This window comes from Corynebacterium sp. ES2775-CONJ, assembly GCF_024814515.1.
Taxonomy (GTDB): domain Bacteria; phylum Actinomycetota; class Actinomycetes; order Mycobacteriales; family Mycobacteriaceae; genus Corynebacterium.
In genome coordinates, this window is sequence record NZ_JANUXT010000005.1 from 40,566 (window position 1) to 64,588 (window position 24,023).

The 24,023-nt window shown below is 53.6% G+C and carries 23 protein-coding genes, 1 tRNA gene and 1 other RNA gene; 10 read left to right on the forward strand and 15 right to left on the reverse strand.

All coding sequences use genetic code 11. The annotated features are described in order from the left end of the window. The first annotated feature begins 3 nt into the window (after positions 1 to 3). The 4 genes from NXT01_RS07005 to NXT01_RS07020 all read left to right on the forward strand — a co-directional run bounded on the left by NXT01_RS07005 (position 4) and on the right by NXT01_RS07020 (position 2,442). A complete protein-coding gene (locus NXT01_RS07005) occupies positions 4 to 402 on the forward strand; it encodes a monovalent cation/H+ antiporter subunit E (protein ID WP_259079050.1) in 399 nt (132 codons plus the stop codon). A gap of 7 nt (positions 403 to 409) precedes the next feature. Next, entirely contained in the window at positions 410 to 676 is a 267-nt protein-coding gene (locus NXT01_RS07010; RefSeq protein WP_259079053.1) for a cation:proton antiporter, read from the forward strand. 3 nt (positions 677 to 679) lie between these two features. Beyond that, positions 680 to 988: a Na+/H+ antiporter subunit G gene (locus NXT01_RS07015; protein WP_259079055.1), complete on the forward strand. Its 309-nt coding sequence runs from the start codon at positions 680 to 682 to the stop codon at positions 986 to 988. A gap of 896 nt (positions 989 to 1,884) precedes the next feature. Then, entirely contained in the window at positions 1,885 to 2,442 is a 558-nt protein-coding gene (locus NXT01_RS07020; protein WP_259079057.1) for an RNA polymerase sigma factor, read from the forward strand. A 75-nt stretch (positions 2,443 to 2,517) separates the two neighbouring features. Here the strand turns inward: NXT01_RS07020 and NXT01_RS07025 are convergent, their stop codons facing one another. The 3 genes from NXT01_RS07025 to NXT01_RS07035 form a co-directional block, all read right to left on the reverse strand. Beyond that, complete coding sequence (locus tag NXT01_RS07025; protein ID WP_259079062.1) at positions 2,518 to 4,050, reverse strand: catalase; 1,533 nt, start codon at positions 4,048 to 4,050, stop codon at positions 2,518 to 2,520. A gap of 210 nt (positions 4,051 to 4,260) precedes the next feature. Then, entirely contained in the window at positions 4,261 to 5,295 is a 1,035-nt protein-coding gene (locus tag NXT01_RS07030) for an aspartate-semialdehyde dehydrogenase (RefSeq protein WP_259079636.1), read from the reverse strand. Between the two features lie 97 nt (positions 5,296 to 5,392). Next, complete coding sequence (locus tag NXT01_RS07035; RefSeq protein ID WP_259079072.1) at positions 5,393 to 6,658, reverse strand: aspartate kinase; 1,266 nt, start codon at positions 6,656 to 6,658, stop codon at positions 5,393 to 5,395. 249 nt (positions 6,659 to 6,907) lie between these two features. Between NXT01_RS07035 and NXT01_RS07040 the strand changes: the two genes are divergently transcribed. Beyond that, positions 6,908 to 7,759 (forward strand): DMT family transporter, encoded by an 852-nt coding sequence (locus NXT01_RS07040; RefSeq protein ID WP_259079074.1) that lies wholly within the window; start codon positions 6,908 to 6,910, stop codon positions 7,757 to 7,759. 51 nt (positions 7,760 to 7,810) lie between these two features. Here the strand turns inward: NXT01_RS07040 and NXT01_RS07045 are convergent, their stop codons facing one another. Continuing rightward, entirely contained in the window at positions 7,811 to 9,025 is a 1,215-nt protein-coding gene (locus tag NXT01_RS07045; protein WP_259079075.1) for a hypothetical protein, read from the reverse strand. A gap of 413 nt (positions 9,026 to 9,438) precedes the next feature. On the opposite strand from NXT01_RS07045, the gene NXT01_RS07050 reads away from it, so the two are divergent. From NXT01_RS07050 to NXT01_RS07060, 3 genes are read left to right on the forward strand one after another with little or no spacing between them, the layout of a single operon-like run. Beyond that, the gene (locus NXT01_RS07050) at positions 9,439 to 10,419 is read left to right on the forward strand and encodes an exonuclease domain-containing protein (protein WP_396124766.1); all 981 of its coding nucleotides are present in this window, start codon (positions 9,439 to 9,441) and stop codon (positions 10,417 to 10,419) included. A gap of 11 nt (positions 10,420 to 10,430) precedes the next feature. Beyond that, positions 10,431 to 11,690 (forward strand): MurT ligase domain-containing protein, encoded by a 1,260-nt coding sequence (locus NXT01_RS07055; RefSeq protein ID WP_259079085.1) that lies wholly within the window; start codon positions 10,431 to 10,433, stop codon positions 11,688 to 11,690. Further along, the gene (locus tag NXT01_RS07060; RefSeq protein WP_259079087.1) at positions 11,683 to 12,375 is read left to right on the forward strand and encodes a type 1 glutamine amidotransferase; all 693 of its coding nucleotides are present in this window, start codon (positions 11,683 to 11,685) and stop codon (positions 12,373 to 12,375) included. Before NXT01_RS07055 ends, NXT01_RS07060 begins: the two co-directional genes overlap by 8 nt. Positions 12,376 to 12,378: 3 nt before the next feature. Here the strand turns inward: NXT01_RS07060 and recR are convergent, their stop codons facing one another. From recR to ffs, 6 genes are all read right to left on the reverse strand, one after another. Further along, positions 12,379 to 13,011: a recombination mediator RecR gene (recR, locus tag NXT01_RS07065; protein ID WP_259079095.1), complete on the reverse strand. Its 633-nt coding sequence runs from the start codon at positions 13,009 to 13,011 to the stop codon at positions 12,379 to 12,381. 61 nt (positions 13,012 to 13,072) lie between these two features. Next, positions 13,073 to 13,393 (reverse strand): YbaB/EbfC family nucleoid-associated protein, encoded by a 321-nt coding sequence (locus NXT01_RS07070; RefSeq protein WP_259079102.1) that lies wholly within the window; start codon positions 13,391 to 13,393, stop codon positions 13,073 to 13,075. A gap of 48 nt (positions 13,394 to 13,441) precedes the next feature. Then, the gene (locus NXT01_RS07075) at positions 13,442 to 15,559 is read right to left on the reverse strand and encodes a DNA polymerase III subunit gamma and tau (protein ID WP_259079112.1); all 2,118 of its coding nucleotides are present in this window, start codon (positions 15,557 to 15,559) and stop codon (positions 13,442 to 13,444) included. An 18-nt stretch (positions 15,560 to 15,577) separates the two neighbouring features. Then, positions 15,578 to 16,114, reverse strand: coding sequence for a suppressor of fused domain protein (locus tag NXT01_RS07080; RefSeq protein WP_259079114.1), 537 nt, complete (start codon positions 16,112 to 16,114; stop codon positions 15,578 to 15,580). Beyond that, complete coding sequence (locus tag NXT01_RS07085) at positions 16,107 to 17,390, reverse strand: aminotransferase (protein WP_259079116.1); 1,284 nt, start codon at positions 17,388 to 17,390, stop codon at positions 16,107 to 16,109. Before NXT01_RS07085 ends, NXT01_RS07080 begins: the two co-directional genes overlap by 8 nt. Before the next feature lie 66 nt (positions 17,391 to 17,456). Then, an RNA gene (ffs, locus tag NXT01_RS07090) (signal recognition particle sRNA small type) lies at positions 17,457 to 17,553 on the reverse strand. 145 nt (positions 17,554 to 17,698) lie between these two features. Here ffs and NXT01_RS07095 point away from each other — a divergent pair. Beyond that, positions 17,699 to 17,787: transfer RNA gene (locus NXT01_RS07095), tRNA-Ser, on the forward strand. A gap of 290 nt (positions 17,788 to 18,077) precedes the next feature. Here NXT01_RS07095 and NXT01_RS07100 read toward each other — a convergent pair. Beyond that, a complete protein-coding gene (locus NXT01_RS07100; protein ID WP_259079118.1) occupies positions 18,078 to 18,623 on the reverse strand; it encodes a hypothetical protein in 546 nt (181 codons plus the stop codon). A 115-nt stretch (positions 18,624 to 18,738) separates the two neighbouring features. Next, the gene (gluQRS, locus tag NXT01_RS07105) at positions 18,739 to 19,623 is read right to left on the reverse strand and encodes a tRNA glutamyl-Q(34) synthetase GluQRS (protein WP_259079127.1); all 885 of its coding nucleotides are present in this window, start codon (positions 19,621 to 19,623) and stop codon (positions 18,739 to 18,741) included. A gap of 23 nt (positions 19,624 to 19,646) precedes the next feature. Here gluQRS and NXT01_RS07110 point away from each other — a divergent pair, with 23 nt between their 5' ends. Continuing rightward, positions 19,647 to 20,297, forward strand: a complete 651-nt coding sequence (locus tag NXT01_RS07110; protein ID WP_259079133.1) for a queuosine precursor transporter — start codon at positions 19,647 to 19,649, stop codon at positions 20,295 to 20,297. Between the two features lie 32 nt (positions 20,298 to 20,329). On the opposite strand, the gene NXT01_RS07115 is transcribed toward NXT01_RS07110, so the two are convergent. From NXT01_RS07115 to NXT01_RS07125, 3 genes are all read right to left on the reverse strand, one after another. Next, entirely contained in the window at positions 20,330 to 21,682 is a 1,353-nt protein-coding gene (locus tag NXT01_RS07115; RefSeq protein WP_259079135.1) for an MFS transporter, read from the reverse strand. A 42-nt stretch (positions 21,683 to 21,724) separates the two neighbouring features. Next, positions 21,725 to 22,441: a purine-nucleoside phosphorylase gene (gene deoD / locus NXT01_RS07120; protein ID WP_259079136.1), complete on the reverse strand. Its 717-nt coding sequence runs from the start codon at positions 22,439 to 22,441 to the stop codon at positions 21,725 to 21,727. Between the two features lie 138 nt (positions 22,442 to 22,579). Further along, the gene (locus NXT01_RS07125) at positions 22,580 to 23,866 is read right to left on the reverse strand and encodes a threonine/serine exporter ThrE family protein (RefSeq protein ID WP_259079138.1); all 1,287 of its coding nucleotides are present in this window, start codon (positions 23,864 to 23,866) and stop codon (positions 22,580 to 22,582) included. Between the last annotated feature and the right edge of the window lie 157 nt (positions 23,867 to 24,023).

The following is a 24,023-nucleotide window of genomic DNA, read 5'->3' on the forward strand; positions in this document are numbered from 1 at the left end:
GATATGAATGCTTTTATTTATATTCCGTGGCTATTATGGCAGCTGGTGCTGGCCACTTCGGTGGTGATTTGGGATACCCTGACTGGAAGTAAAAAGGTAGATCCCTGCGTGGTCTATTATCCGTTGCGGGTCACGAAGGACTGGGAGATTACGGCCTTTGCCTGCTCCATCACGATCACTCCCGCAACGATGAGTATCACGCTAATCGACGAAGATCCCGACCAAGTAACCGGCCCCCGTCACCTCATGGTGCACGCCGTTTATGGCTCGGATCCTCGCGCCGTTTTGCGCGATCTCGCTCATATGGAGGAGAAGCTGTCGCCGAAGGTGAAGAATCTTCCCCTCGATCTTGAATCCGCCGAGGTGGAATATCCCGCCCCCGTCCCCGTAAAGCAGGTGTAACTCACCGATGTTTTTCTATCTCGCTGTTGCTTCCTCCGTCCTTATGATTCTTTCCATCATGGTTGCGCTGGTGGCTATGTTGAGCACCGCCAACGAGTTCTCTCGCGCGGTGATCTCCGATGTGGTCTTCTATGGAATGATCGGGCTTTACTTGGTGTGGACGATGTTCCATGACACCCAGATCGCCTATGAAGTAGTAATGCTGGCCGCCCTTGCTGGCGGTGTTCTCCCCACGATGTCTGTGGCTCGTATTATCGCAAAGGGGCGTCGTTAAACCATGATTATTGAAACTATTGCCGGCATCTTGGTGCTCATCTCAGGGCTCTTAATGTTTATCACTGCCGTTGCTCTCTGGCGCAAGCGCTACGACCCCATGACTGCTGCCAACCTTTTTTCCACTGGAATTAATATTGGTCTCCCGCTCTTGATCATTGCGAAACTGATGGTGAATTTCTACCGTGAAGGTTTTGTTTTCGGCGATCTTGTCCGTGGGATCCTAGCTATTATTGCCATCCTAGTTGTGGTGGCGGTGGGCTCCTTCATTATGGGCCGTAGCTTGTATCAAACTGCCACCGAAGATTCATAGTAATCGTCCACCATGACCCGCCTCAGCTATATGGGGCGGGTTTTTTCTTGTCATCCCTTAGTCATACGGGAGCTGACAATCCGCCACACAGGATCGCAAGGGGAAGCAACTATGGAGAGACTCTCATCCTGGCGACTACCTTCTGATTATGCGGGCATTTTTCTGTTATTACCACTAGGTTTATACGCAGCTTGCGTTGCAATTTGGCCTACCGATCTCCGCATGAGGCCCTGATCCTCCCCCCGTTACCTTAGGGAGTCGCTGCCGTTCCTATCCGCTTAAGCGACGGAAGAAAACCTCTCGATGCTTTTGACACCCTCTCCCTTATGGTGGAGCTTAGGGCCGACGATCCAGCGCGTCTGATATACCGGCTCCTTTTATCTCCAGCATCACGGTGCCCTCACGGCCTAGCGCATCTACACCCTCAATGTCTGGGACTATCCAAGAATACTCACGAATCTGAAAGCAGGGTTCTTTTATGGCTGCGGCGCTTATCCTTTATTTGTATTGCATACAACCTTCTTTTCAGTGATGCTCACCAAGCACGTCCATTACGGGTCCGCCCTCTTTCGGCCTTTCACTTCTGCTTGTTTCATGTAAAAGTGAAGGACACTAATTCTCTCTATGTAACAGGCTGAAATCCTCAAATATTCTTCGCCTACTAGAATTAAATAATAGGTCTACCCTCCTCCCGTATAGCACGACGCAGACTCATTCTTTACGTATCCTCATCAGACTTGTGGAATACCAGGGGTGCAGAGCTTTTCGTGCCAAGCTGCGTTCTACGACTCCTCTACTTTTCTACGATCTCGTGAGAATAGCAGCTTCTACTGTTATTAAGAGTCCTCTCTCTCGGCATCTAATAGCCCACCTGCCACAGTGTTAGAATTAATATTATGACCACCCCAGCTCCCACCGATGAGGAGATTACCGATCTCGCTCTGCAAGCAGGCCGGGGAGATCGGGAAGCGCTAAATTCCTTTATCAAAGCCACCCAAGGCGATATTTGGGAACTCCTCGCGCATCTGGGAGGCCGAGAAAACGCCGATGATCTCACCCAAGAGACCTATCTTCGAGTAATGGGGGCGCTACCCCGCTTTGCAGCTAGGTCCTCAGCTCGGACGTGGTTACTTTCCCTGGCTAGGCGGGTGTGGATCGATAGTATTCGGCATGAGACTTCACGGCCCATATCTGCAGATACCAGCCCTGAGCATGTCCACCCTAGACCTCCTAGTGATTGGTCAGAGTGGGTTGATACCCGTCTTCTTATAGAACAACTGCCAGCTGAGCGCAGGGAGGCGCTCATACTTACCCAAGTCTTGGGCTATTCCTATGAAGAGGCAGCTCATATTACCGGCGTACGCATTGGCACCATCCGTTCTCGGGTGGCTCGAGCACGCGCGGATATGATTCAAGCAGCTGGTCGGGGGTGCGTAAAGGAGTGGGGAACATAGACGAAAACCGGTGCGCACCACAAGCTACGCACCGGTTGTGATCTTGAGCGATTATTTCACTGGTTACTTCAGCGATTATTTCTTGGTAGCGAAGAGCTCGCGTACTCGCTTACCTAATTGCGGATCTACTTGCTCCCAGTACCAGTAGCAGCGCTTTTCAGTCTCAGCAGAGACTCCCACCATGGCATTGGTGATATTATCTGCTAACCGCTCCTTAGCGTTATCGTCCATGACATCGCGGTATAACGTGCGCGCCTGGATAAAATCATCGTCGTCTTTATGGGCCACGTAGGCGGCACGAACCAGATCTGTGCCATGAGGATCAGGGTTGATAAAGAGATCCTCTGCCTGGCCTAAGCTCTCACCACTTGCCGAGGTTTTTCCATCATCGAGATAGCCTGCGCCCTTATCAAAACGGTTGGGACTATACACTGGGGCTCCAGCAGGGTTGAACTGATATTCCATCGGACCCTGGTGGGTGTAGGTATTAACAGGCTTAAGGGGCTGGTTCACCGGAAGTTGACGGTAATTTGGTCCAATGCGATAGCGCTGGGCATCAGCATAAGCAAAAGCACGGGCCATCAGCATCCGATCAGGGCTTAAGCCAATACCTGGAACGAGGTTGCCTGGATCGAGAGCAAGTTGCTCAATCTGGGCAAAGTAGTTCTGGGGATTCTTATTCAGCACGAAATAGCCGACATCGATCAGCGGATAATCCTTATGCGACCACACCTTAGTGAGATCGAAGGGGTTGAAACGGTAGGTCTCCGCATCTTCGAAGGGCATAATCTGCACCTTGACATCCCAGATTGGGTAGTCGCCGCGATCGATCGCTTGGAAGAGATCCTCGCGGTGGAGATCGGGATCGGTTCCCGCCTTCTCGGTGGCCTCAGCATCGGTGAAGGTCTGCCAGCCTTGACGAGTTTTGAAGTGGTATTTCACCCACACTGGGGTGCCCTCATCGTTGATCCACTGGAAGGTATGAGAACCAAAACCGTCCTGGTGGCGGGTGGAGGTTGGAGTACCGCGATCACCCATAAGATAGGTGACTTGGTGAGCCGATTCTGGGGTGCGAGTCCAGAAATCCCACTGTGCATCTGGGGAACGCAGACCATCTGCGGTCATGCGCTTCTGGGAGTGAATAAAATCAGGGAATTTAATGCCGTCACGGATAAAGAAAACGGGGGTGTTATTGCCTACGATATCGTAGTTGCCGTCTTCGGTATAGAAGCGCAAGGCGAAGCCGTGGACATCACGCCAGGTATCGGGAGAACCTTGTTCACCGGCGACGGTGGAGAAACGACCCACCATGGGAGTGACGGTTCCAGGCTGGAAGAGCTTGGCTTTCGTGTACTGAGACACGTCGTGGGTGATATGGAGTTCACCGAAAGCTCCGTGACCTTTGGCGTGGGGGTTGCGCTCTGGAACGCGCTCACGGTTGAAGTGGGCGAGCTTTTCAATAAGGTGATAGTCGTTGAGCACGCTGGCCCCTTGTGGGCCTTGGGTAATGGAAGCGTTTTCGGAAGCAACGGGGCGTCCACCCAGTTGGGTAGTAGGTCCGGTTGGTTCTGGGCGCTTGCCCTTGCCGAGGATATCGTCGGTAGTCACATGAACTCCTTTATAAGAAACTGTGAGCCTTTTCTAAGTGTAATCTTCAGCCCCAAGATACATTAAAAAGAAAATCCTTGCAAGGAAATCTCTTTTAATAGAGAATCGCTATTTTCGCAGTTAGCTTAGGCTTTCTTCACGCCCAGAATAGCGAAAACCCCACTCCCTCCATCGAGGAAATGGGGCTTATTCGGCAGTTTCTAGCGGATCCTAACCAACCAGCAGCTCTGCAATTTGGACGGTGTTCAGAGCCGCACCCTTACGCAAATTATCACCAGAGACCACAAAGATCAGACCCCTATTATCCGCTACCGTCTGATCTTGGCGGATGCGGCCTACTAAGGAAGCATCCTTTCCAGCAGCCGCCAGAGGAGTCGGCACATCCACCACAGCCACGCCAGGGGCGTCCTCCAGGAGAGCCTTAGCCTCGCCCGGGGTGATGGGCTTTTCAAATTCCGCATGAACGGTCATGGTGTGACCGGTGAATACCGGAACCCGCACGCAGGTACCAGACACCAAGAGATCGGGTAGTCCTAAGATCTTGCGCGACTCATTGCGTAATTTCTGTTCCTCATCAGTTTCGAAAGAGCCATCGTCGACAAGATTGCCAGCAAGGGGAACCACATTATAAGCAATCGGGGCCATATAAGGGCCCAGTTCCTCGAGATCGGTGGCGGATCCATCATGAACCAAATCGCGGGCCTTTTCCCCCACTTTTTCCACCTGCTGTACTAGAGTTTCCACCCCGGCCAGACCAGAGCCAGAGACCGCTTGATAGGAAGAAACGTGCATTTTCTGCAACTGAGCAGCATCGCTGAGTGCCTTGAGCACGGGAATGATCGCCATAGTGGTGCAATTGGGATTGGCGATAATTCCCTTGGGCAGATTCTGCGTTTCCTGCGGGTTGGCCTCGCTCACAATAAGGGGAACCTCAGGATCTTTGCGCCATGCTGAGGAGTTATCTACTACCTTGACGCCTGCAGAGGCGAACATAGGGGCAAATTTCAGCGACGTCGATCCACCAGCCGAGAAGAGGGCGATATCGATATCGCTCAATTTCTCGGGAGTGACCTCAGCGAGGTTCTCCACCACAATATCCTCTCCGCGAAATTTTAAGGTCGTTCCCGCGGATCGCTCTGAAGCGAAGAACCGCACCTTCTCGGCGGGGAAATTCCGCTCTTCTAAGAGAGCGCGCATAACGCGCCCAACTTGGCCGGTCGCTCCAACTACTGCAATGGTGGTCATCATTATCTTTCTCCTCCCTCGATCTACCTGAGCGTTGCAGCTTGTGGTCTATTCACGAGGATTATCGTATTCGACATGGTCGGTTTGGTCGTGGGGGTTAACGGCCGGTACCAGCATAAACGGTGGCAACTTCTCCACCGCCCAATTCGAAGGCTGCGTGCAGTGCCTTTACTGCAGCAGGCACATCCTGCTCACGCAACAATACCGAAATACGAATTTCGGAGGTAGAGATCAGCTCGATGTTAATGCCCGCATCGCGCAGCGCCTCGCAATATGTGGCCGTAACCCCAGGGTGGGACTTCATTCCCGCACCCACCAGGGATACTTTGCCAATTTGGTCATCGTAGAGCACATTTTGGCAGGTTCCACTGCCTTGGAGTTTAAAGAGTAATTCCATGGCTCGAGGCCCATCGGCACGCGGGCAGGTGAAGGTGATATCGGTGCGATTATCCTCGAGGGAGGAGATATTCTGAATCACCATATCGATATTAATTTCAGCGTCGGCAAGCACGCGGAAGATCTTGGCAGCCTCACCAGGGTTATCGGGGATGCCGAGAACTGAGATCTTGGCTTCGGAACTATCGGTGGCAACGCCCACCAGCACTGCTTCTTCCACAGGAATATCCTCCATAGAGCCCGTCACTAAAGTGCCAGGATCATTGCTATACGACGAACGAACACGAATCGGAACATTAAAAGCGCGCGCATACTCCACGCTACGCAAGACCAAGATCTTCGAACCAGAGGCGGCCAGCTCCAGCATTTCTTCGAAACTTAAAGTTTCCAACTTCTGCGCATCGGGAACAATACGGGGGTCTGCGGTATATACCCCATCAACATCGGAGTAAATTTCGCAGACATCAGCATTGAGCGCCGCCGCGAGCGCAACCGCTGTGGTATCCGAACCGCCGCGACCAAGCGTGGTCACATCGCGCGTCTCGCGGTTAACCCCCTGGAAGCCCGCCACGAGGCAGATCTGTCCCGCATCCAAAGCATCGCGCACTCGGCCTGGAGTGACGTCAACAATGCGGGCATTGCCGTGGCGTTCGGTGGTTAATACTCCCGCTTGAGAGCCAGTAAAAGATTGTGCCTGGGCCCCAAAGGAAGCGATAGCCATAGCCACAAGGGAATTGGAAATACGTTCCCCGGCCGTGAGTAACATATCCATTTCGCGAGCCGGCGGGACAGGGTTAATTTGAGCGGCTAGATCGAGTAATTCATCGGTGGTATCGCCCATCGCTGAGCAAACAACAACCACATCGTGACCCTGTTTCTTCGTGGCCACGATCCTTTCGGCCACTCGCCGGATCCGCTCCGCCGTTTCCAGCGACGATCCCCCATATTTTTGTACGATTAACGCCACGGGCTGAAGCCCTTCCTGAAGCCCGTGGAAGAGATACTCTCCTCTTGTAGATATCTCCTTTGTCAGCTGCGCCGTGAGGGTCTCCCACTACCACAACCTCTCAAGAGAGATGGTGTCATCATATCCAAGAAGAGAAAATTCGCGGGCTTCCTCGACTCATTTCTTTCGGATTATCGGTTTCTAAGCATACTAGCGTGTCCGCCGTTGCGATAGCTATTTTCTTTTAACGCAGCGCTAATCTAAATGGTGATGAATAATAATATCCTCGCGGTCTTCTTCGCGGCACTCGCAGCCCTCATCATTGCGTGGGGCACCGTGGTTCGGCACAATATCGCCGAGCGCGCCCCGGCCGACGGTACCCTGCAAGGCTCGCCGGTGATAACTGCTATTAAACGCCCCCTCTGGTGGTTCGCCTGTGGCACCGCTTTCGCAGGATATTCCTTCCAAGTTGTCGCACTCAGTTACGGCTCCTTGCTCATCGTCCAACCCATCCTGGCACTCTCACTCATGTTCACCATGCCCATGACTGCCTACTATCACAAACGCCCCTTATACGCCGACGAAATTGGATGGGCAGCTGTCCTTACTATTGCGGTAGCTGTACTCGTCATTTTGGGCAACCCCGAACCAGGTGATCCCAGACCCGTAGCGTGGGTGTGGGCGCTAGCGCTCAGCCTCGGCATCATTGTTTCCCTCACCATTGACCGCGCCACGCGGTACGCCCCCCGCAATATTCGCGGGCTCTTTCTGGGAGTGATTGTAGGCATTATCTACGGATTTATTGCCGTTCTCTCCAAAGCTACTGTCGATGTCTACCAGCACGAGGGATCGAGCGGACTGCTAACCCACTGGGTTTTCTGGTTCTTAATTCTCGGCAGCATTATTGGCACAATAGTCCAGCAATATGCCTTCAATACCGGTGCTTTGAAACTCTCGCTCCCCGCCATGACCACAGTGGAACCAATCATCGCCTTTATCTTAAGCTATGTCATTCTGGGGGAGCAGTTCCACGTCCACGGATTCAATTGGATTATCATGGCGCTCGCCCTCATCGCGATGGTCACCTCCACCTTCGCACTCTCGGCGCGGGGCAATACCTAAATACCCCTCACACAGCCCAGACCTACACGGCTTAGATACGCATGGCTTGCATCAAATGGCCCAGGGGAAAACCTCCAGCATATAACTAGAAAAAGCTACACCCGCGAGGACCCATAGGCTCAGTAGACTGAGCGATACCGCTGGTGAAAGCTTCTGCTCTGCACGAATAACTAGCGGAATAAAAAGCAGCAGCGCGGGTAGGAGCAAACGGGGACGAGAATGCATGATGCCATCTGAGAGAACCACATTAAAGACCAACGCGGTGGAGAAAAGCCACACCGGCCACGGGGCTCGTCTGAACCCATAGATCACCGCAATCAGGGCACCGACAATACTGATGACGGACAGAATATAGCCTAAATTATGGTCACTGATGATCACCTTCCCTACCCATGTAAGCGTGGCGTGGCCGAAGTCGAAGGCTGAATTCCACCCCTTCTTCTGCAAGCCGAAATAGCCACCTATATCGTGGGTATACGACGAGGCCCAGCTGATATACCCCACCAATGGCAGCGCCGATATACCTACCGCTATCCAGGCACGCACAGAGCTACGAGCCTGGATAAGCACTACGATGATCAAAGCGGCCACAGCATCAATGCTCGTGAGCCTAAAGCAGCCCGCAACGGCAATAAGAAGCCCACCTGCAAGATAATCTCTGCGGTTGAGAAAAATGAGGGCCCAGATAATCGCCGCGAGAAAAGGAGCTTCGGTATAAACCATATGGAAAGTCACGGACATGGGGGCACCAAGAAAGAAAATGGCCACCCACCTGGCGCTGCGCGATGTTGCTCCCATAGCCGTGGCAAGTGTGATGAGCCCAGCGCTGAGAATCACGGTGGCAATAAATGTAATACTCAACCCAATGGTCACTACGCCTAATCCCGTTATCTCGCTTCCCCAGCGCATCAATAAGGGCAGGCCGGGGAAGAAAGCAAGACGAGTCTCATAGATCTGAGGGTCAGCCTCCCCCATGTGAGTGGCGGCGAAATAGCCATACCGAGCGATATCCATATAGTGCCGAGCATCCCAATCAATGCGATGCATCGCAGTGGAGTCGAAGGCTTTCAGGAATGCGAAAAGTGCCGAGTACCCCTGTTTGAGGCTGTGAGCCCACGAAAAGATCCACATGCTACTGAGATGTATGACAAGTGCCATCGCACTCAGGACAGTGGCGGGAAGCCACAAAGTTTTTATCCGCGGTGGGATGCGCACCATATTCTTTCCTTGGGGTCGGGCTATAAGCGAGAGGCTCGGAAGGCTCATCAGTAAAGAACTGTAGCCTATCCATCTGATATCACCACGCCATCGGTTGCGCCTGACCTCAACCATCTCACTAACCAAGCTGAGAATTACCCTCAGCCCCCTCATGGTTGCCCAATGACTGCCGTCCGATTCCTCCACCATGGCACCGCCACTACCGTGGCCACATAGTCTGTGGTTGATGTGGCCACCACTGGAAGAAATGACGTGCTGGTATAGCGGTGGTCAAGCGGTAGCCGCTAGAATGAGCAGTTGTGAATAAATCTGAGGTGATCGTCGAGGTGGAGCGCCCGAAAAGGCGACGTCATCGTCAGTATTCTCAGAAGAAATCCCAGCCGCGTCCGCAGCCCACTGAGGCCGAGTTAGCAGAACGCGAGCGCAAAAAAGCAGAGCGTGAACGCGAGCGCAATGAACTCATAGCTCGCACACCCTATATAGCGGTGAGCATTCAGACAACAGGGATACACCCTAAAACAGCTCATATCGTCTCTATCGATGCCTTAGTTCTAGATTCCTCTGGCCATATAGCCGAAGAATTCCATGCAGTAGTCAATCCCGGTGGCGATCCAGGTCCTCGCCATTTACATGGTCTAACCGCAGCGGATATTGCAGGGAATAGGCCCTTTTCCGGGGTTCTGAAGACACTCGATAAGCTCATCGATGGCCGCACCTTAATTGTGCACAATGCTCCCTATGTCTGGGGGTTCCTCTACGAAGAGGCTCGGCGCGCTATGGCTCATGCCGCTCGGCGCAACCGTAGCCGCACATCGAAGCGCGGGAAGCGCCGGCAGCGCGTGGGACATATCCCCCGCCCCATCGCTATCGCCGATACCCTTGCTGGGGCACGTCGGAAAGCACTCGTTATTCCTGATCCGCGGCTCCGCGCAGTAGCTCATATTGCAGGTATCGCGAGTTCACCCGCAGCTGCTAGCACCGAACGCGCCCATCTCAATGAGATGACCACGAGCCGTGAATTAACGCACTTAGTCGTCAAGCTTTACCACGCCGGCTATTTTATTCTCCGCGACCCTGCCCACTTGTGTGCGGACGAATTTGGATTGCAGCGCTCCACCATTCGCGTAGACGCCGCTGAGCAACCAGCTGAGATAGAGAACCCGGGTGTTTATACCCCCCATCGTGGGCTCCAAGCTGGAATGGAGTTCTCTGTTGCCCCAGAGACCACGATCGATCCCGATCTCATTATCGAGACTGGTTTGGGTCTAGGCATGAAATATTCCGAGAAGATTACCCGCACCGCCTCGTTCCTCGTGTGTAATCTTCGTGAAGGCTTCAATGGAAAATCGATGCACGCCACCCGCAAAGCTATCCCGCTCCTTGGTGATGAAGAATTTATGCACCTGGCGCACGACGTGCACCGAGCGCAAAACGGAGACTAGGATAAAGCACCATGAAACTACCTCAAGCGTGTGTGCAGGCGCAGACTCTGGTGGCTACGAAAATAGCAGGACTGGCTACCTATTTATCGCGGGCCACAGGGCGCGGCTCCGGGGGCATGATTGGTGGCCTTGTTGCAGAGAAAATCGACCCAGATATTATGCGCCACCTCTCCGGCGAGCGACCTGTGGCTATTATCACCGGCACCAACGGCAAATCCACCACCACGAGGATGTTGGCTACCGCCTTGCGCACCCGGTACCAGGTGGCAACTAATGACGGTGGCGATAATATGGACGCTGGTATTATCTCAGCGCTGCTCGCCGGCACAGCTGCGAGCCATATAGTCCTCGAGGTGGATGAACTCCATGTGCCAAAAGTTGTTGACAGGCTCCAGCCCGAATGTTTGATCGTGCTTAATTTATCGCGAGATCAGCTTGACCGTGTTGGTGAGATCAATAAGGTCGAGCGAGCCTTACGCGAAAGCGTGGCAGCCCACCCTGAGATGACGGTGATAGCCAATTGCGATGATGTTCTGGTTTCTTCGATCGGCCTAGCAGCCCAGCGCGTGGTGTGGGTGTCGGCGGGTAGTAGCTGGCAGGGCGATTCTCTCTCCTGCCCCCGCACTGGTGGTCATATCGTCCACGAAGGTACACACTGGCACGCTGCCAAACCCCTTCCTGACGGCTCCACTTTTAGCCGCCACGAACCGGAGTGGTCGGTAGACCCGCACGCACTCATCTGCCCCGATGGCCATAAATCTTTGCACCTCAGCCTGCCTGGCATGGCTAACCGCGGAAATGCAGCCCAGGCCATCGCCGCCGCTACCACTATTTTTGATATACCCCTCAACGAGGCCATCGCTGCGGTGGAGACAGTCGACGATGTTGCTGGGCGCTACTCCACCATTGATATTGGAAGCCACAAAGTCCATCTTCTTCTCGCTAAGAATCCTGCTGGATGGCAGGAGGCGATGAATATGGTTGATCGCAGCGCCGCTGGGTTGGTGATAGCGGTCAATGGTCAGGTCGCCGATGGAGAAGATCTTTCCTGGCTCTGGGATGTGCGCTTCGAGGACTTTGGAGACGTGGTTGTGAAGGCCTCTGGTGAACGTGGCACCGATCTCGCGGTCCGGCTAACCTATGCCGAGATTGATCACGAGCTCATCCACGATATGCTGCACGCTGTGCAATCATGTCCCCCAGGCCGGGTTGAGGTCCTAGCTAATTACACTGCCTTCCGCGATCTGAAGAAAGCGTTACTCCATGTCTAAACTCAGCATCGGTCTCATTTTGCCTGACGTCCTGGGCACCTACGGCGATAACGGTAATGCCCTGATTGTGCAACAACGCGCCCGGATGCGCGGGATCGACGCCGAAATCGTCAGCATTCACTTGGGGGAGAAAATCCCCGAAAGCCTCGATATTTACTGCCTCGGAGGAGGTGAAGACACCGCCCAGATTCTTGCCGCCGAGCATATCAATAACGATCGCGGCCTCCACCGCGCAGTGGATTCTGGCGCCCAGGTACTCGCCGTGTGTGCCGGCTTCCAAGTTTTAGGTGAAAAATTTCGAGCCGCCGATAAAGAAATAATCGGAGCTGCGCTAATCGACGCCAGCACCACCGCCTTGCCCCAGCGCGCCATCGGCGAGATACGCTCCACGGCCACTATTCCTGGCGTTGATGAGCCACTGACTGGATTCGAAAACCATATGGGTAAGACTGTCCTCGGCCCCGACGCCCGCCCGCTCGCTACTATAAAGCGCGGTGTAGGAAATGATGGCACGGTTGAGGGAGCTATCCAAGGCTCTGTGATCGCTACCTATATGCACGGACCTGTGCTCGCTCGAAACCCACGCCTCGCGGATCTCTTACTGAGCAAAGCTGTGGGATTTGACCTCGAGCCTTTAGATATTCCTGTGGTTGAGCGTCTCCGTAAAGAACGACTCAGCGTTTAAGCTCTAGCCCAACCGTAGTCGGCCCGTCAGTGCCCTCGAGAGGGTGAGCTCGTCAACAAATTCAAGATCTCCCCCCAGCGGCATACCTGAGGCCAGTCGGGAGATAATAAGATCGGGAAAATCCTTCAGCAGTCTGAGCAGATACGCTGCGGTTGCTTCCCCTTCAGTATTGGGGTCGGTGGCTAGGATAACTTCGTGAATTGTTGGGGGTTGCGCTGATTCATCTTTGTCGGGCAAAACCCCACCGATGCGCTGTAGGAGCTCGGTGACGGTCAGGTCCTTAGGCCCAATACTATTGATGGGATCCAGCGAGCCCCCTAGGACATGGTAGCGGCCATTGAATTCACCGGTGCGCTCGAGCACCTGAATATCTTTTGGTTCCTCAACCACACAAATCAGACCGGTGTCGCGGCGCTCACTTGCGCAGATTCGACAGACTTCATCAGCGGAGATATTGCAGCAAATACGACAAAAACTCACCCCGTCGCGTACCGCACCAAGGGCATTTTGGAGCCTCGTGATATCAGCGGGTTCGACGTGGAGAAGATAAAAGGCAATCCGTTGGGCACTCTTCGGGCCAATACCAGGCAGCCGCGAGAGCTCGTCGATGAGGTCTTGAACCGGTCCTTCAAACATAACTACGTCAGTCTAACGCACCCGCCCCTTGAGCAAGGAACGGGTGCGTTGATCTGGTGTCTTAGAAGAGGCCACCCATGCCATCAAGGCCCTGGTTAAGTGGGCCCATCTTCTCCTCAGCAATGGTGGCGAGCTTGGTATGCGCGTTATTAAAAGCACCGATGATCAGATCTTGCAGTGTATCAATATCGTCGGCATCGACGACCTCGGGATTGATCTCCAAAGCCTTGAGCTTGCCGGTGCCGTCGATGGTGGCCTTAACCAGGCCATTGCCAGCATCACCCTCAACGACCGAGGCGAGGATTTCCTCCTGCGCAGCCTGCAATTTGGATTGCATAGCCTGAGCGTGGGCGAGCAGTTGTGACATATCGGGTTGACCCATGATAACTAACCTTTCGTACGTTCTCTTATAGAAATTTTATCCTACCCGTTATACCGGTTTAGCGCCGAGTTCCTGGGCGAGAAGATCCATGGCATACGCTAAAGCGCTGCGATGGTCATGGCTACCTGGTTCACTCGCCGCTTCATCCATAAGTGCCGATTCCTCGTCACCGGATTCGGCATCGATGTCCTCGGGAGCGTCTGCGAGCACGTCCGTGCCCGTGTCTGTATCTGTGTTTGTGTCTGTGTCCGCGTGCGCGTGAGTGTGCGAGTCTGGGGATACGCTCTCAGGCTGTAGTGGATCTACATTCTCACCCAGATAGTCCTCCGGTTCGCCACCGAGTGCGGCTGGTTCCCCCCACGGATCTTCTTCTGGTTCCGGGGGAAGGGGGATATCATCCTCCGCTGGTGGGTGGATATCCTCACTCGATGGACGGGTATCTTTTGCTGGTGGTTGAGTGTCCTCGTTCGGCAGCGGAGTGTCTTTAGCCGGTGGTTTAACCTCTTCAGCGGACTCTTCTGTAGGTGTCCACACCGGCGCAGCCTTGCGAGTTGGGTGGCTAAACCCTAGTTCTTTTGGGTCAATCGCCACCTCGCACTTGATTGTGAGCTCCAGTCCAGTCTGTTTTTTGACAGCCTGCTTGAGAGCAGTGGCGTGAACACCAGCATTGAGGCGATTAGCTAATGCTCCGGTGGTGTGTCCGAGGATGAGCTGACCATCTCGGACCCCCATAGGATAGGCCTCCGTGAGCAAGATTCCGAGCACCTGGCTATCTGCTGCGGCGAGGGAGCGAATTGTCTGCCACTGCGCAGAGATTTTTTCATACTGCGCCTCATAATCGGGCGATGGCGCTGGCTGTGCGGGTTCGGGTATGACTTCTGGCGGTGCGGCTGGGGCGGATTCGTGCGGAGTATGTGCGCCCTCGCGGGTCGCCGCTGGCGTAGAGTCTTCTGGTTTTAGCGCCGGATTCTTGGCCGCTATAGGGGCCGGATCTTTTTTCGCAACGGGCGCTGCTGGAGCACCAGCACGGCGTCGATACCGCGGGATATCATCGTTAATCTCCGCAGGTGGCTGCATATTGACTAACATCTTGGCGCACAGGATTTCCAGCAATAATCGCGGACTGGTGGCACCTTTGATGGAACTCAGACCGTCGTTGAAGATACCCGCTATCTGCGGCAGTATGCGCTTATCAAAGGCTTCAGCTTGATCAAGAAGGGTCTGACCGCGATCGGTAGGGGCATCGACCAGCCCTGATTCCACGGCTTGAGGCACAGCCTGGATAACGATCAGATCTCGCAGGCGATCAAGTAAGTCTTCGGCAAAGCGGCGCGGTGAGAGACCAGCTTCGATGATGGTATCGACGGTGCGAAATAGTTGGGCACTATCATGATTGGCTAAGGCTTCGATGGAGCTATCGATTAAGGCTTCATCGGTAGCGCCGAGCACCAAGCGTGCCTGTTCATAGGTCAGCCCCTCGGGGCCGGCGCCTGCGAAAAGTTGATCGAGAACCGAAAGAGTATCGCGCGGCGAACCGCCACCCTGTCGTATCACCAACGGGTAGACGGAGTCTTCCACCGTCATCCCCTCGGCCGCTACGGTGCGCTCTAAGAGAGTGCGCATCGCCTGGGGGCTTAAGAGGCGGAATGGATAGTGGTGGGTACGCGAACGGATTGTGGAAATGACCTTCTCCGGTTCGGTGGTGGCGAAGATAAAAATGAGGTGCTCGGGTGGTTCCTCCACGATCTTAAGCAGGGCATTCGATCCCTGCCTGGTAACCATATGCGCTTCGTCGATAATAAAAATACGGTACCGTGACTCCGCAGGAGCATACATGGCGCGATCTCTGAGCTCACGCATATCGTCGACGCTGTTATTACTAGCGGCATCCAGCTCGGTCACATCGAGAGTCCCGGACCCATTGGGGGCCAGTGCTACACATGAGGGGCATACTCCGCAGGGATGAGACGTTGGACCCTTTACACAGTTAAGACTGCGCGCCATAATGCGCGCCGAGGACGTCTTACCGCAGCCCCTTGGCCCCGAGAAGAGATAGGCGTGGTTAATGCGACCATTATCAAGCGCCCGTGATAACGGGATGGTTACTTGATCCTGGCCCAGTAATTCACCGAAAGAACCCGGACGGTATTTACGATATAAAGCCACAGCTTTAAGCCTACCGCACTACCTCGACCAGCTAAGAAGATTCACCCCAGCATGAAGCATGCGCTGCTGCAAGGCCGCAATACCCTCTTCTTTGGCTATCTTTAACTCCGCAGAGTTGATCAGGATTAGTTGCAGCATCAGGGTTGTAACCTCTCCGGTGTGCAGCATGGGAACCTTCTCACCCCATACCGAGGGGGAGATGAGAAGACCGTGCTGCACACTAAACTCCGGGCGATTGAGAATACCGGGCACGATGGTACCTGGGTGAGCGGGAATCGCGCCGCGAGAATCAAGAAGTAATTTCGCTGCCGCATCGACCACAGGCAACATATCGGTGGGCTGATGCACACTTATACTGAAAATCTCGCAGCGGATATCTCGGCCGTCAGCCTGCAAAAACTGATCATGCTCGTGGAGGTCGAGCGTGCTCACTATATGCTGCTCCCCCATGGATCCACTCGCGAGACTCAGGTGTGTAACATCGGAAGTTACATAACTGAGCGGAGTGGGAAAGAGCTGACTGATCCACGCTATCGATTCATCAAGATTAAACACGATCGAGCGCTGCTTGAGCCTTTTCCGCGGCGGCGAGCAATACACAGGTAGCCACGCCGTCCATGGCTACCTCGAGTTCGGCTACGGGTGGCAGTGAGGGGGCGAGACGTATATTGCGGTCATCCGGGTCGTGCTTGAGGGGGAAGGAAGAACCTGCCGCGGTGAGCGCTATGCCGGCTTCTTTGGCGAGCTCCACCACGCGCGCTGCGGTGCCGTCAATGACGTCGAGGGAAATAAAGTAGCCGCCTTGAGGGGTCGTCCAGGAAGCCACGTGGTAATCACCCAGACGCGAGGAGAGAATTTCGAGAACTTTCTCAAATTTCGGGCTGAGCGATGCTGCATGCTTGTGCATATGCTCGCGCACTCCATGGGCATCGTGGAAGAAATAGGTATGGGCCAGCTGGTTGATTTTATTGGGGCCGATTCCGCGCACATTGGCGATCTCGCCGTACCATTTCAGATTATCTTCAGACGAGGCAAAGAAGGAGACACCAGAACCCGCGTGGGTGATCTTCGAGGTTGAGCTTACATACCAGAAGCGGTTTGGGTTTCCTGCCTGCGCTGCCAAGGTCAGGACATCTGGATTCTCTGGGAATTGATCAGTGAGAGTGTGGACCGCATAAGCGTTATCCCACATGATTCTAAAGTCCTTAGCAGCGGTATCCATTGCCGCTAACTCGGCACAGACCTCTTTGCTAAAGCTAATGCCGGTGGGATTACCGAAAATCGGAACTGTCCACATGCCCTTGACGGCGGGATCTTTGACGAGTTCCTTGACAATATCCATATCTGGGCCGTGCTCCGTCATGGGAACTGGAATCATATCGAAGCCAAATTTCTCCGTGATGGTGAAGTGACGATCATAGCCAGGTACCGGGCACAGCCACTTGATAGTATCTTCCTCACACCACGGGCGGGGAGAATCCTGAGTACCGAAGGCATAGGCCCATGAGATGAGGTCAAATTCGATATTGAGACTCGAGGCGTCGCCGGCGATAATATTGCGTGGATCCACCCCGAGGACCTCGGCCCAGAGTGCGCGGATATCATCGATGCCATATAAGCCACCATAATTTCGGCAATCAGTGCCATCATTGGCGTGGTAGTTAGCACCGGGAAGTGAAAGCAGCTCGTTGGAAAAATCTAATTGTTCTTGAGATGGTTTTCCGCGGGTGAGGTCGAGGGCCAGGTGACGCCCTTTGAGTTTGTCGTACTCCGCTTGGAATTCTTTCAAGGAAGAGACGAGACGATCAGCATTGTCATTGATCAAGGGCATGTGCAGCACCTTCCACAGATTGGCATTTACTTCCAATTACGAACAGTAATGCCTCTGAAGAGGAAAATAAAGGGGACTCCGTACACCCGCCAGAGCCCACTGACCCTTGCTGCATTCCTGCCCTGGGGGAGTTCATGGGATAAACGCCATACGAAGTCCTAGAACTAACTCTAACCGACCCCTTGCCAATTGACCAACTGCATGGCGAGATCACGGCGTCTAGCATTGAGTTTGTTCCCTCGCTTGGGCATTGTGTAGAGTATTGCACGGTACATTGGTTTTCGTTTTCCAACGTTTTTCAGTGTTCTGGAGGATTCGACTAGCGGCCTATGTCACACGCCTGGAACGCGTGCGGGGCTAACGCCCCTCGTGGGTTCAAATCCCACATCCTCCGCCATTACCCCCTGATAGGAATATCAGGGGGTTTTCGCTTAGCCAAAGACCGCTACCCTCATGGTTAATCCACCACTACTAAGCATCGAAGCATGAGTCGTGCCCGAAGCTTCGCGCTCTAACCGTAATGATCTAGTACGCTGCCCAAGGGGCCAAAAAGAACTAGGGGCATATCCACACTCAGCCTCTAATGGTGCCTCTTATGGTGTCATCGTGACTATCGCCTGCTACCAGTTGTATACACCTACTGTGAGTGCCCAGCCATAGCAAGCGAAGAGAATCCCTTGTGCTGGTTTAGCGTCGATACGCGAGGGCTTTGCCATCAACCGCAAGATACAGCCGCCCCTCCGCATCAAGGTACGCGCGCGGCCCCTGCTCCATATACCGGGCAATAAGCTGACCGTATGTAAAGGCAGGGCAACCCACGCGGGTAGAAAAAGCCCCTAGGGCAATCAGACGATCTTCCTGAAAATGAGCCCAGCGGGTCGAGGCATTGCAATCGTAGGGATAATCTATGAACTGAGTATCCCCTGGCAGATCAGCTGTCGGGAAGGGCTTAGCATCCTCTGAAAGATCCTTAAAATATTCGCCGAATTGTAAATAATACTCTGATGTATCTCCTGTGATATCTAAGTACCACGTGCCGCGGCGCACCTGATCTAATTGCTCAGGCGTCACTGGGTGAGCCGTATGAGGAAGATTCACCTCCCAGTTCGGCGCAACAGCATCGTTGGGGGTAAATCTCTCCGAACTTTTTAGCTCACCTGAGCTGGAGAAACCGGCAAGTCCAATGATTATGGCAAGAATAATGCCGGCAAGGGCCTGGATAATAGCAACCATAGGGATTTCCTTCATAAGAGAGAAAAATTCGTGACACGGTGCGTCCTGGGAACAATCTAAGCAGTGCCAAGAACAGGGAAAAGTACCGTTATCATAGCTACCCTGCATATATTCCTTAACCGAAAAAGATATAGGGCTCGCGCGATAAGGTCTGAGGATCAAAGGCATTAAGCAATTCCTCAGGGGTACGGGCATCGACTCCGATCGAACGTGCGATGCGGGGAAAAACATCCTCCATCTCCCGGAAGGTCACTGCCCCGTCTCTCTTTGCAAGACGCTGTCTTTTGCTATTAAGGACCAGCGGGACGTGGACGAATTCCGGTACCTCAAACCCTAAAAGGTGCGCGAGATAGGCTTGGCGGGGAGCGGAACTTAAGAGGTCATCGCCGCGCACAATTTGATCAACACCTTGATAGGCATCATCAACTACGACCGCCAAATTATAGGCCCAATCAGGACTCTGACCGCCGCGGCGCAGAATCATATCATCCACCGGTCCGCGAACAGTGCCCGCATAGTAATCTGTTATATCCCACTGGCTCACCTGCGCACGCAGGCGCAGTGCGGGAACGCGATTTGAGGTGGCTAATTCGGCCCGCTTCTTTTCACGCACCTCGGCGCTAAGATCGCGGCAGGTACCAGGGTAGTGGCCGGGGATAATGTGGGGAGCAGAAGAAGCCTCAGCGATATCCTTGCGCGAACAATAGCACTCATAATAGGGCAATTTCTCCAAAGCCTGAGAATAGGCGGAGAAGCGATCGTGCTGGTACAGGACGCTTCCATCGAAATCGAGGCCGAGGGCACTAAGGTCCTCAATCTGGCGCAAAGCTGAATCCATGGATGATCGTTGGGTATCAATATCTTCAACACGAAGCAGAAACCGCCGCCCCGATTGCCGGGCGAACAACCATGCAAGAGTGGCAGTGCGCAGATTACCGAAGTGGAGGTCGCCACTGGGGCTAGGGGCATAGCGGCCGGCTGCAGAAGTGGGGGTGCTCATAGTCTTATCGTAGAATCTTTTCCATGTCACGTTATATCTCCACCCCATCAAGTGCTTATCCTGTGCTCTTGGCACTCTTTGTCACTATTTTCATCATTTCGAATATCACGTCGACCAAAGGCGTGATGATGGGTCCACTGGTGACGGACGGGGCCTTTTTCCTCTTTCCCGCGGCGTATATTATCGGCGATGTCTTGAGCGAGTGTTATGGGTTTAGAGCGGCGAGACGAGCGATCTGGACAGGTTTTGCGGCGATGCTACTGACGGTGGTGAGTTTTTATATCGCCATTGCATTGCCCGCCGCGGATTTCTACGTTGGCCAGGAGGCCTTCGCTACTACCTTAGGATTGGTGCCTCAGATCGTCGTAGCTTCGCTCGCCGGATATGCGGTGGGGCAATTATTGAATGCTTGGTTGTTGACCTGGATGAAAGATCGTCTTGGCGAGCACGGACTATGGAAGCGGTTATTAGGGTCAACGGTCCTGGGAGAATTCGGTGATACTTTAATTTTTTGCTTGATTGCAGCACCTGTTATTGGCATTAGCACCGTGGGGGATACGGCTAATTATGTTCTCGTGGGCTTCCTATGGAAAACCGGAGTGGAGATTCTTGTTATGCCAGTTACTTATCGAGTGATCGCCCTGGTCAAGCAGCGCGAGCTGATCACCGAATAAAAAATTCCCTCTCGTATTGAGAGGGAATTTTTCTATGCAGCGCGTTTTTCCTTCACGCTCATGAAATAATCCGCCATAAAATACATTGCGGTGCCGAAGGCGGCAATGAGTGCCAGCACTAAAAGAATCGAGTTATAGCTTAGATCCGTTGCCTGGAGGCGCGCAGTATAGGCGATGCCAAGCGGGATGCCAATATTAATAGTGAGGTTGTAGAAACCGATCGCAATACCCGACTTAGCGGCGGGGATATTGCTCAAGGCGGTCTTCACCAAGGGGGCGTAGAGCAGGGCAAAACCGGAGGCAAAGAGCACGATGGAGAATACCATCACCCAAATAGAGACCTCAATAGCTAGGACTCCCAACAGCAAGGCCGCGATAATTGAGGCGAGCGCAATCAAAATGGTGATCCGGGAATTGAGCACCCGTCCGATCTTTCCCGATAACACGCCGACGATAATGGCGCAGACATAGCCTGGAATCATCAGCATGGCGCTTCTATCCTGGCTTAATCCGTAGAGATCACTGCCGGCGAAGGGCAAGAGGAAGATATAGCCTAATTGGGTGGAGTAGATAATAAAGACCAGTGCGATTGCCCAGACGTAGCGTTGGTTTTTGAAAAATTCCACCGTTACTAGCGGGGCCTTGCCTTTGACCACGTGGAAGGCGAAAAGCGCAATACCAGCAATGGCCATAACAAGCCAGATCGGGTTATAGGCTTGGAGGAACATCGTTAACGAGGCAGCGAAGACCGCGATGAGGATTAATCCGTAGAGATCGAGTGAACCATCTGTAGAGACTTCCTCAGGAACATTCTTTATCAGGAAGGGAACGGTGAGGATGAGTACCAGTGGTACCAAGAACATCGCGGTCCATGAGATATAGGTGGAGATGAAGCCTGAGGTCAAGGCGCCAATGAGTAAGCCTGATTGGAAGGCCGCAGTGGAGAAGCCGAGGTAGGTCTTCTGATCTTTCTCTTCTAAGTGCTTGGTTACGTAGATCACGTATAAGGTCTCTGCGGAGGCGAGACCAGCGGTTTGTACAATGCGGCCGAGTAGCACCATGGGCCAGATAGTGGAGAAGAAGAAAGCCATGAGCGAGCCGACGGTAGTAAGAATAACGCCGACGATCATGAGCTTGCGAATGGAGATAGAATCAGCGAGCGCAGCGTAGACAACGGCGCCGATACCAATAATCACACCCGCGAGGGAGGCTTGTAGGCTGGCAACATTGGGAGCGATGCCTAAGCCTTCAGCCATTGGGCCGGTCATGGTTTTGAATCCGTTGTCGACCACCAGGCAGAAAACGAAGGAGAAGAGCAATACGGGTACCGCGGCTTTGGGGTTAAGCGCTGGTGAGGCAGGAGCGCTGCCGGTAGAGGTTTTCATAAACTACCCTTTGATAACGAGCCAATAGGACGGGTTGAACGCTTAGAGCTTAGCCAACGGCAAAGCTAATTCCATCATTTGAGTGAAGGCATTTTGACGCTCGTCAGCAGTGGCGCGGGCACCGGTAATGAGGTTGTCGGAGGTGGTGAAAATACCAAGGGCATCGACCCCGGCGCGCGCAGCGATGGCATAGAGGGCTGCAGATTCCATTTCGACACCCAGCACGCCCATTCGAGCCCAGCGGGCGTTGACAGTTTCGTCGTCGTTATAGAAGATATCGGAAGAAAGAATATTGCCCACATGTACAGGTACATTCTGCTCTGCTGCCTGATCGGTCACTGCCTTGAGGAGCTTCCAGGACGCGGTAGGGGCGTAGGTACCTGGGATATTGTACTGCGACATGAAATTGGAGTCGGTAGACGCAGATGCGCCAACGATGACATCGTAGAGATTGATATTTTCCTGCATCGCGCCGATGGAGCCTACCCGGATGACTTTTTTCGTGCCAAAGAAATTGATGAGTTCGTAGGCATAGATGCCAATTGATGGCATTCCCATGCCGGATCCCATGACCGAGACTGGGGTTCCTTGGTAGGTGCCAGTGAAGCCGAGCATATTGCGGACTTCATTGAATTGCACGACATCGTCGAGGTAGGTATCGGCAATGAATTTGGCGCGTAGTGGGTCGCCGGGCAAAAGAATGGTCTCGGCGATATCGACGCCTTTAGGGTTGATATGTGGGGTGCTCTTCTCGGCCATGGTTCCTCCTTGGCTGTGTGGGGTTATATGAGGGTTGTCTGGGTTGATTGACCCTTTAGCAACCAGTTAAGCCACGGATCGAACATATGTCAATGCCCCAAAGCACAGATGCTATCTTTTGTGAGCAAGGGCATAGCCCTAAACCAATTTTTTGCGAAAATCGATCGGATGCCCAAAGGCCCAATCCTTATCGGTGGCCATTCGAGCTACCGACAAGCCGCCCGCGATAAAGAAGATAACCAATCCCGCATCCACGGCATTTGCAATGGCGCTGGAGATATCGTGACTCACTAATCCATACACCGCACGGTACATCATAGGACCTGGGATCATAATGACAGAGGCAGGCACCGTCATAGTAATACGCGGTATATCAAAGCGCCCCACTAATGCCGGCCCCATCAACCCAATAAGGAGCCCTCCAATAAAGGCACAGAGGAAAAGTGGATACCCTAGTTCTACGAGTGCCAAGCGCACTAAGTTCACCACCGTACCTAGGCTTGCTGCCAGCACAATCATCCGCCGTGATGAATTAAAGAGCACCGCGAAACCGGCGATACCAAAGAAGCTAGCAACGGTAGCGATCCCGAACCACTTTAATCCCGTCTCATAATAGATAGGGTGTGAGGGATTGAGGCTGATAGCGAGACCCGTCATGGTCACGGCGAAGGTGGCAGCGAGGCTGATCTGGATGGCATAAATCAATCGGGAGAAGCCAGCAGTGATATCAAAGCGCGCCAAGTCAAGCAGGGCTGCGAAGAGTGGGAACCCGGGAATCAGGTAGAGCACACTCGCTACATATCCAGCTGAAAGCTGATCGCGGCCGATAATTCCCTGGTGAAAAGCGAGTAACCCTAAGCCAAAGAACACCAAGCTCGATATCACGCCCGCAATGGCTGTGGTTCCAAGGTGATTAAAATGCCGGTGCGCTAGCAGCCCACGCACTATCTGACCAATGCCCGCGGCCACCGCCACGATCGCCGAGGTAAGCAGGAGAAAGTGGTTCAGCAAAGCGAAGCCAGCACAGGCTAGCCCTGCCGCGAGAGCTTTCTCCCACCAGCTCCACCGAGGCCCGGTAACCTGTTCGATCCAATCGAGGGTGGCCTGCAATTCCCCGAGCGTAATTGGGTGGTGCAGTCGGTTATGGGTAAAATCCTCAATCGCTTCGATGCGCGAGGAATTAATCGCGAGCACGGCGTTCGAGGATACCAGGGTGCGAAATTCGCTGCCTTTGTAGAAGGTGCACACAAGCGAGTCAATATTGACGACGACGGCGAGATCATCGAAGCCGATCGAGCGAGCGGCGCGTTTCATGGCGCGCACCACGCGATAACCGCCGGTGCCAGAGCAGAGGAGCATGGTGCCAAGGCGCATTATTTGATCCGCCTCGACACCCATTTCCAGTTGTCGCTTGAGATAATCCACGGTTGCTTATTGTAAACGATAATCAAATAGCGCGGGAAGGGCTGAGTTTTTCACTAACGCATTCTACAAGCCACAACCGCTTTTTTCTATTGTCATTATCACACTATGCTCTTCGCCACCATTGGGCGAATGTGCGCAGGTGATATCCATATATCCG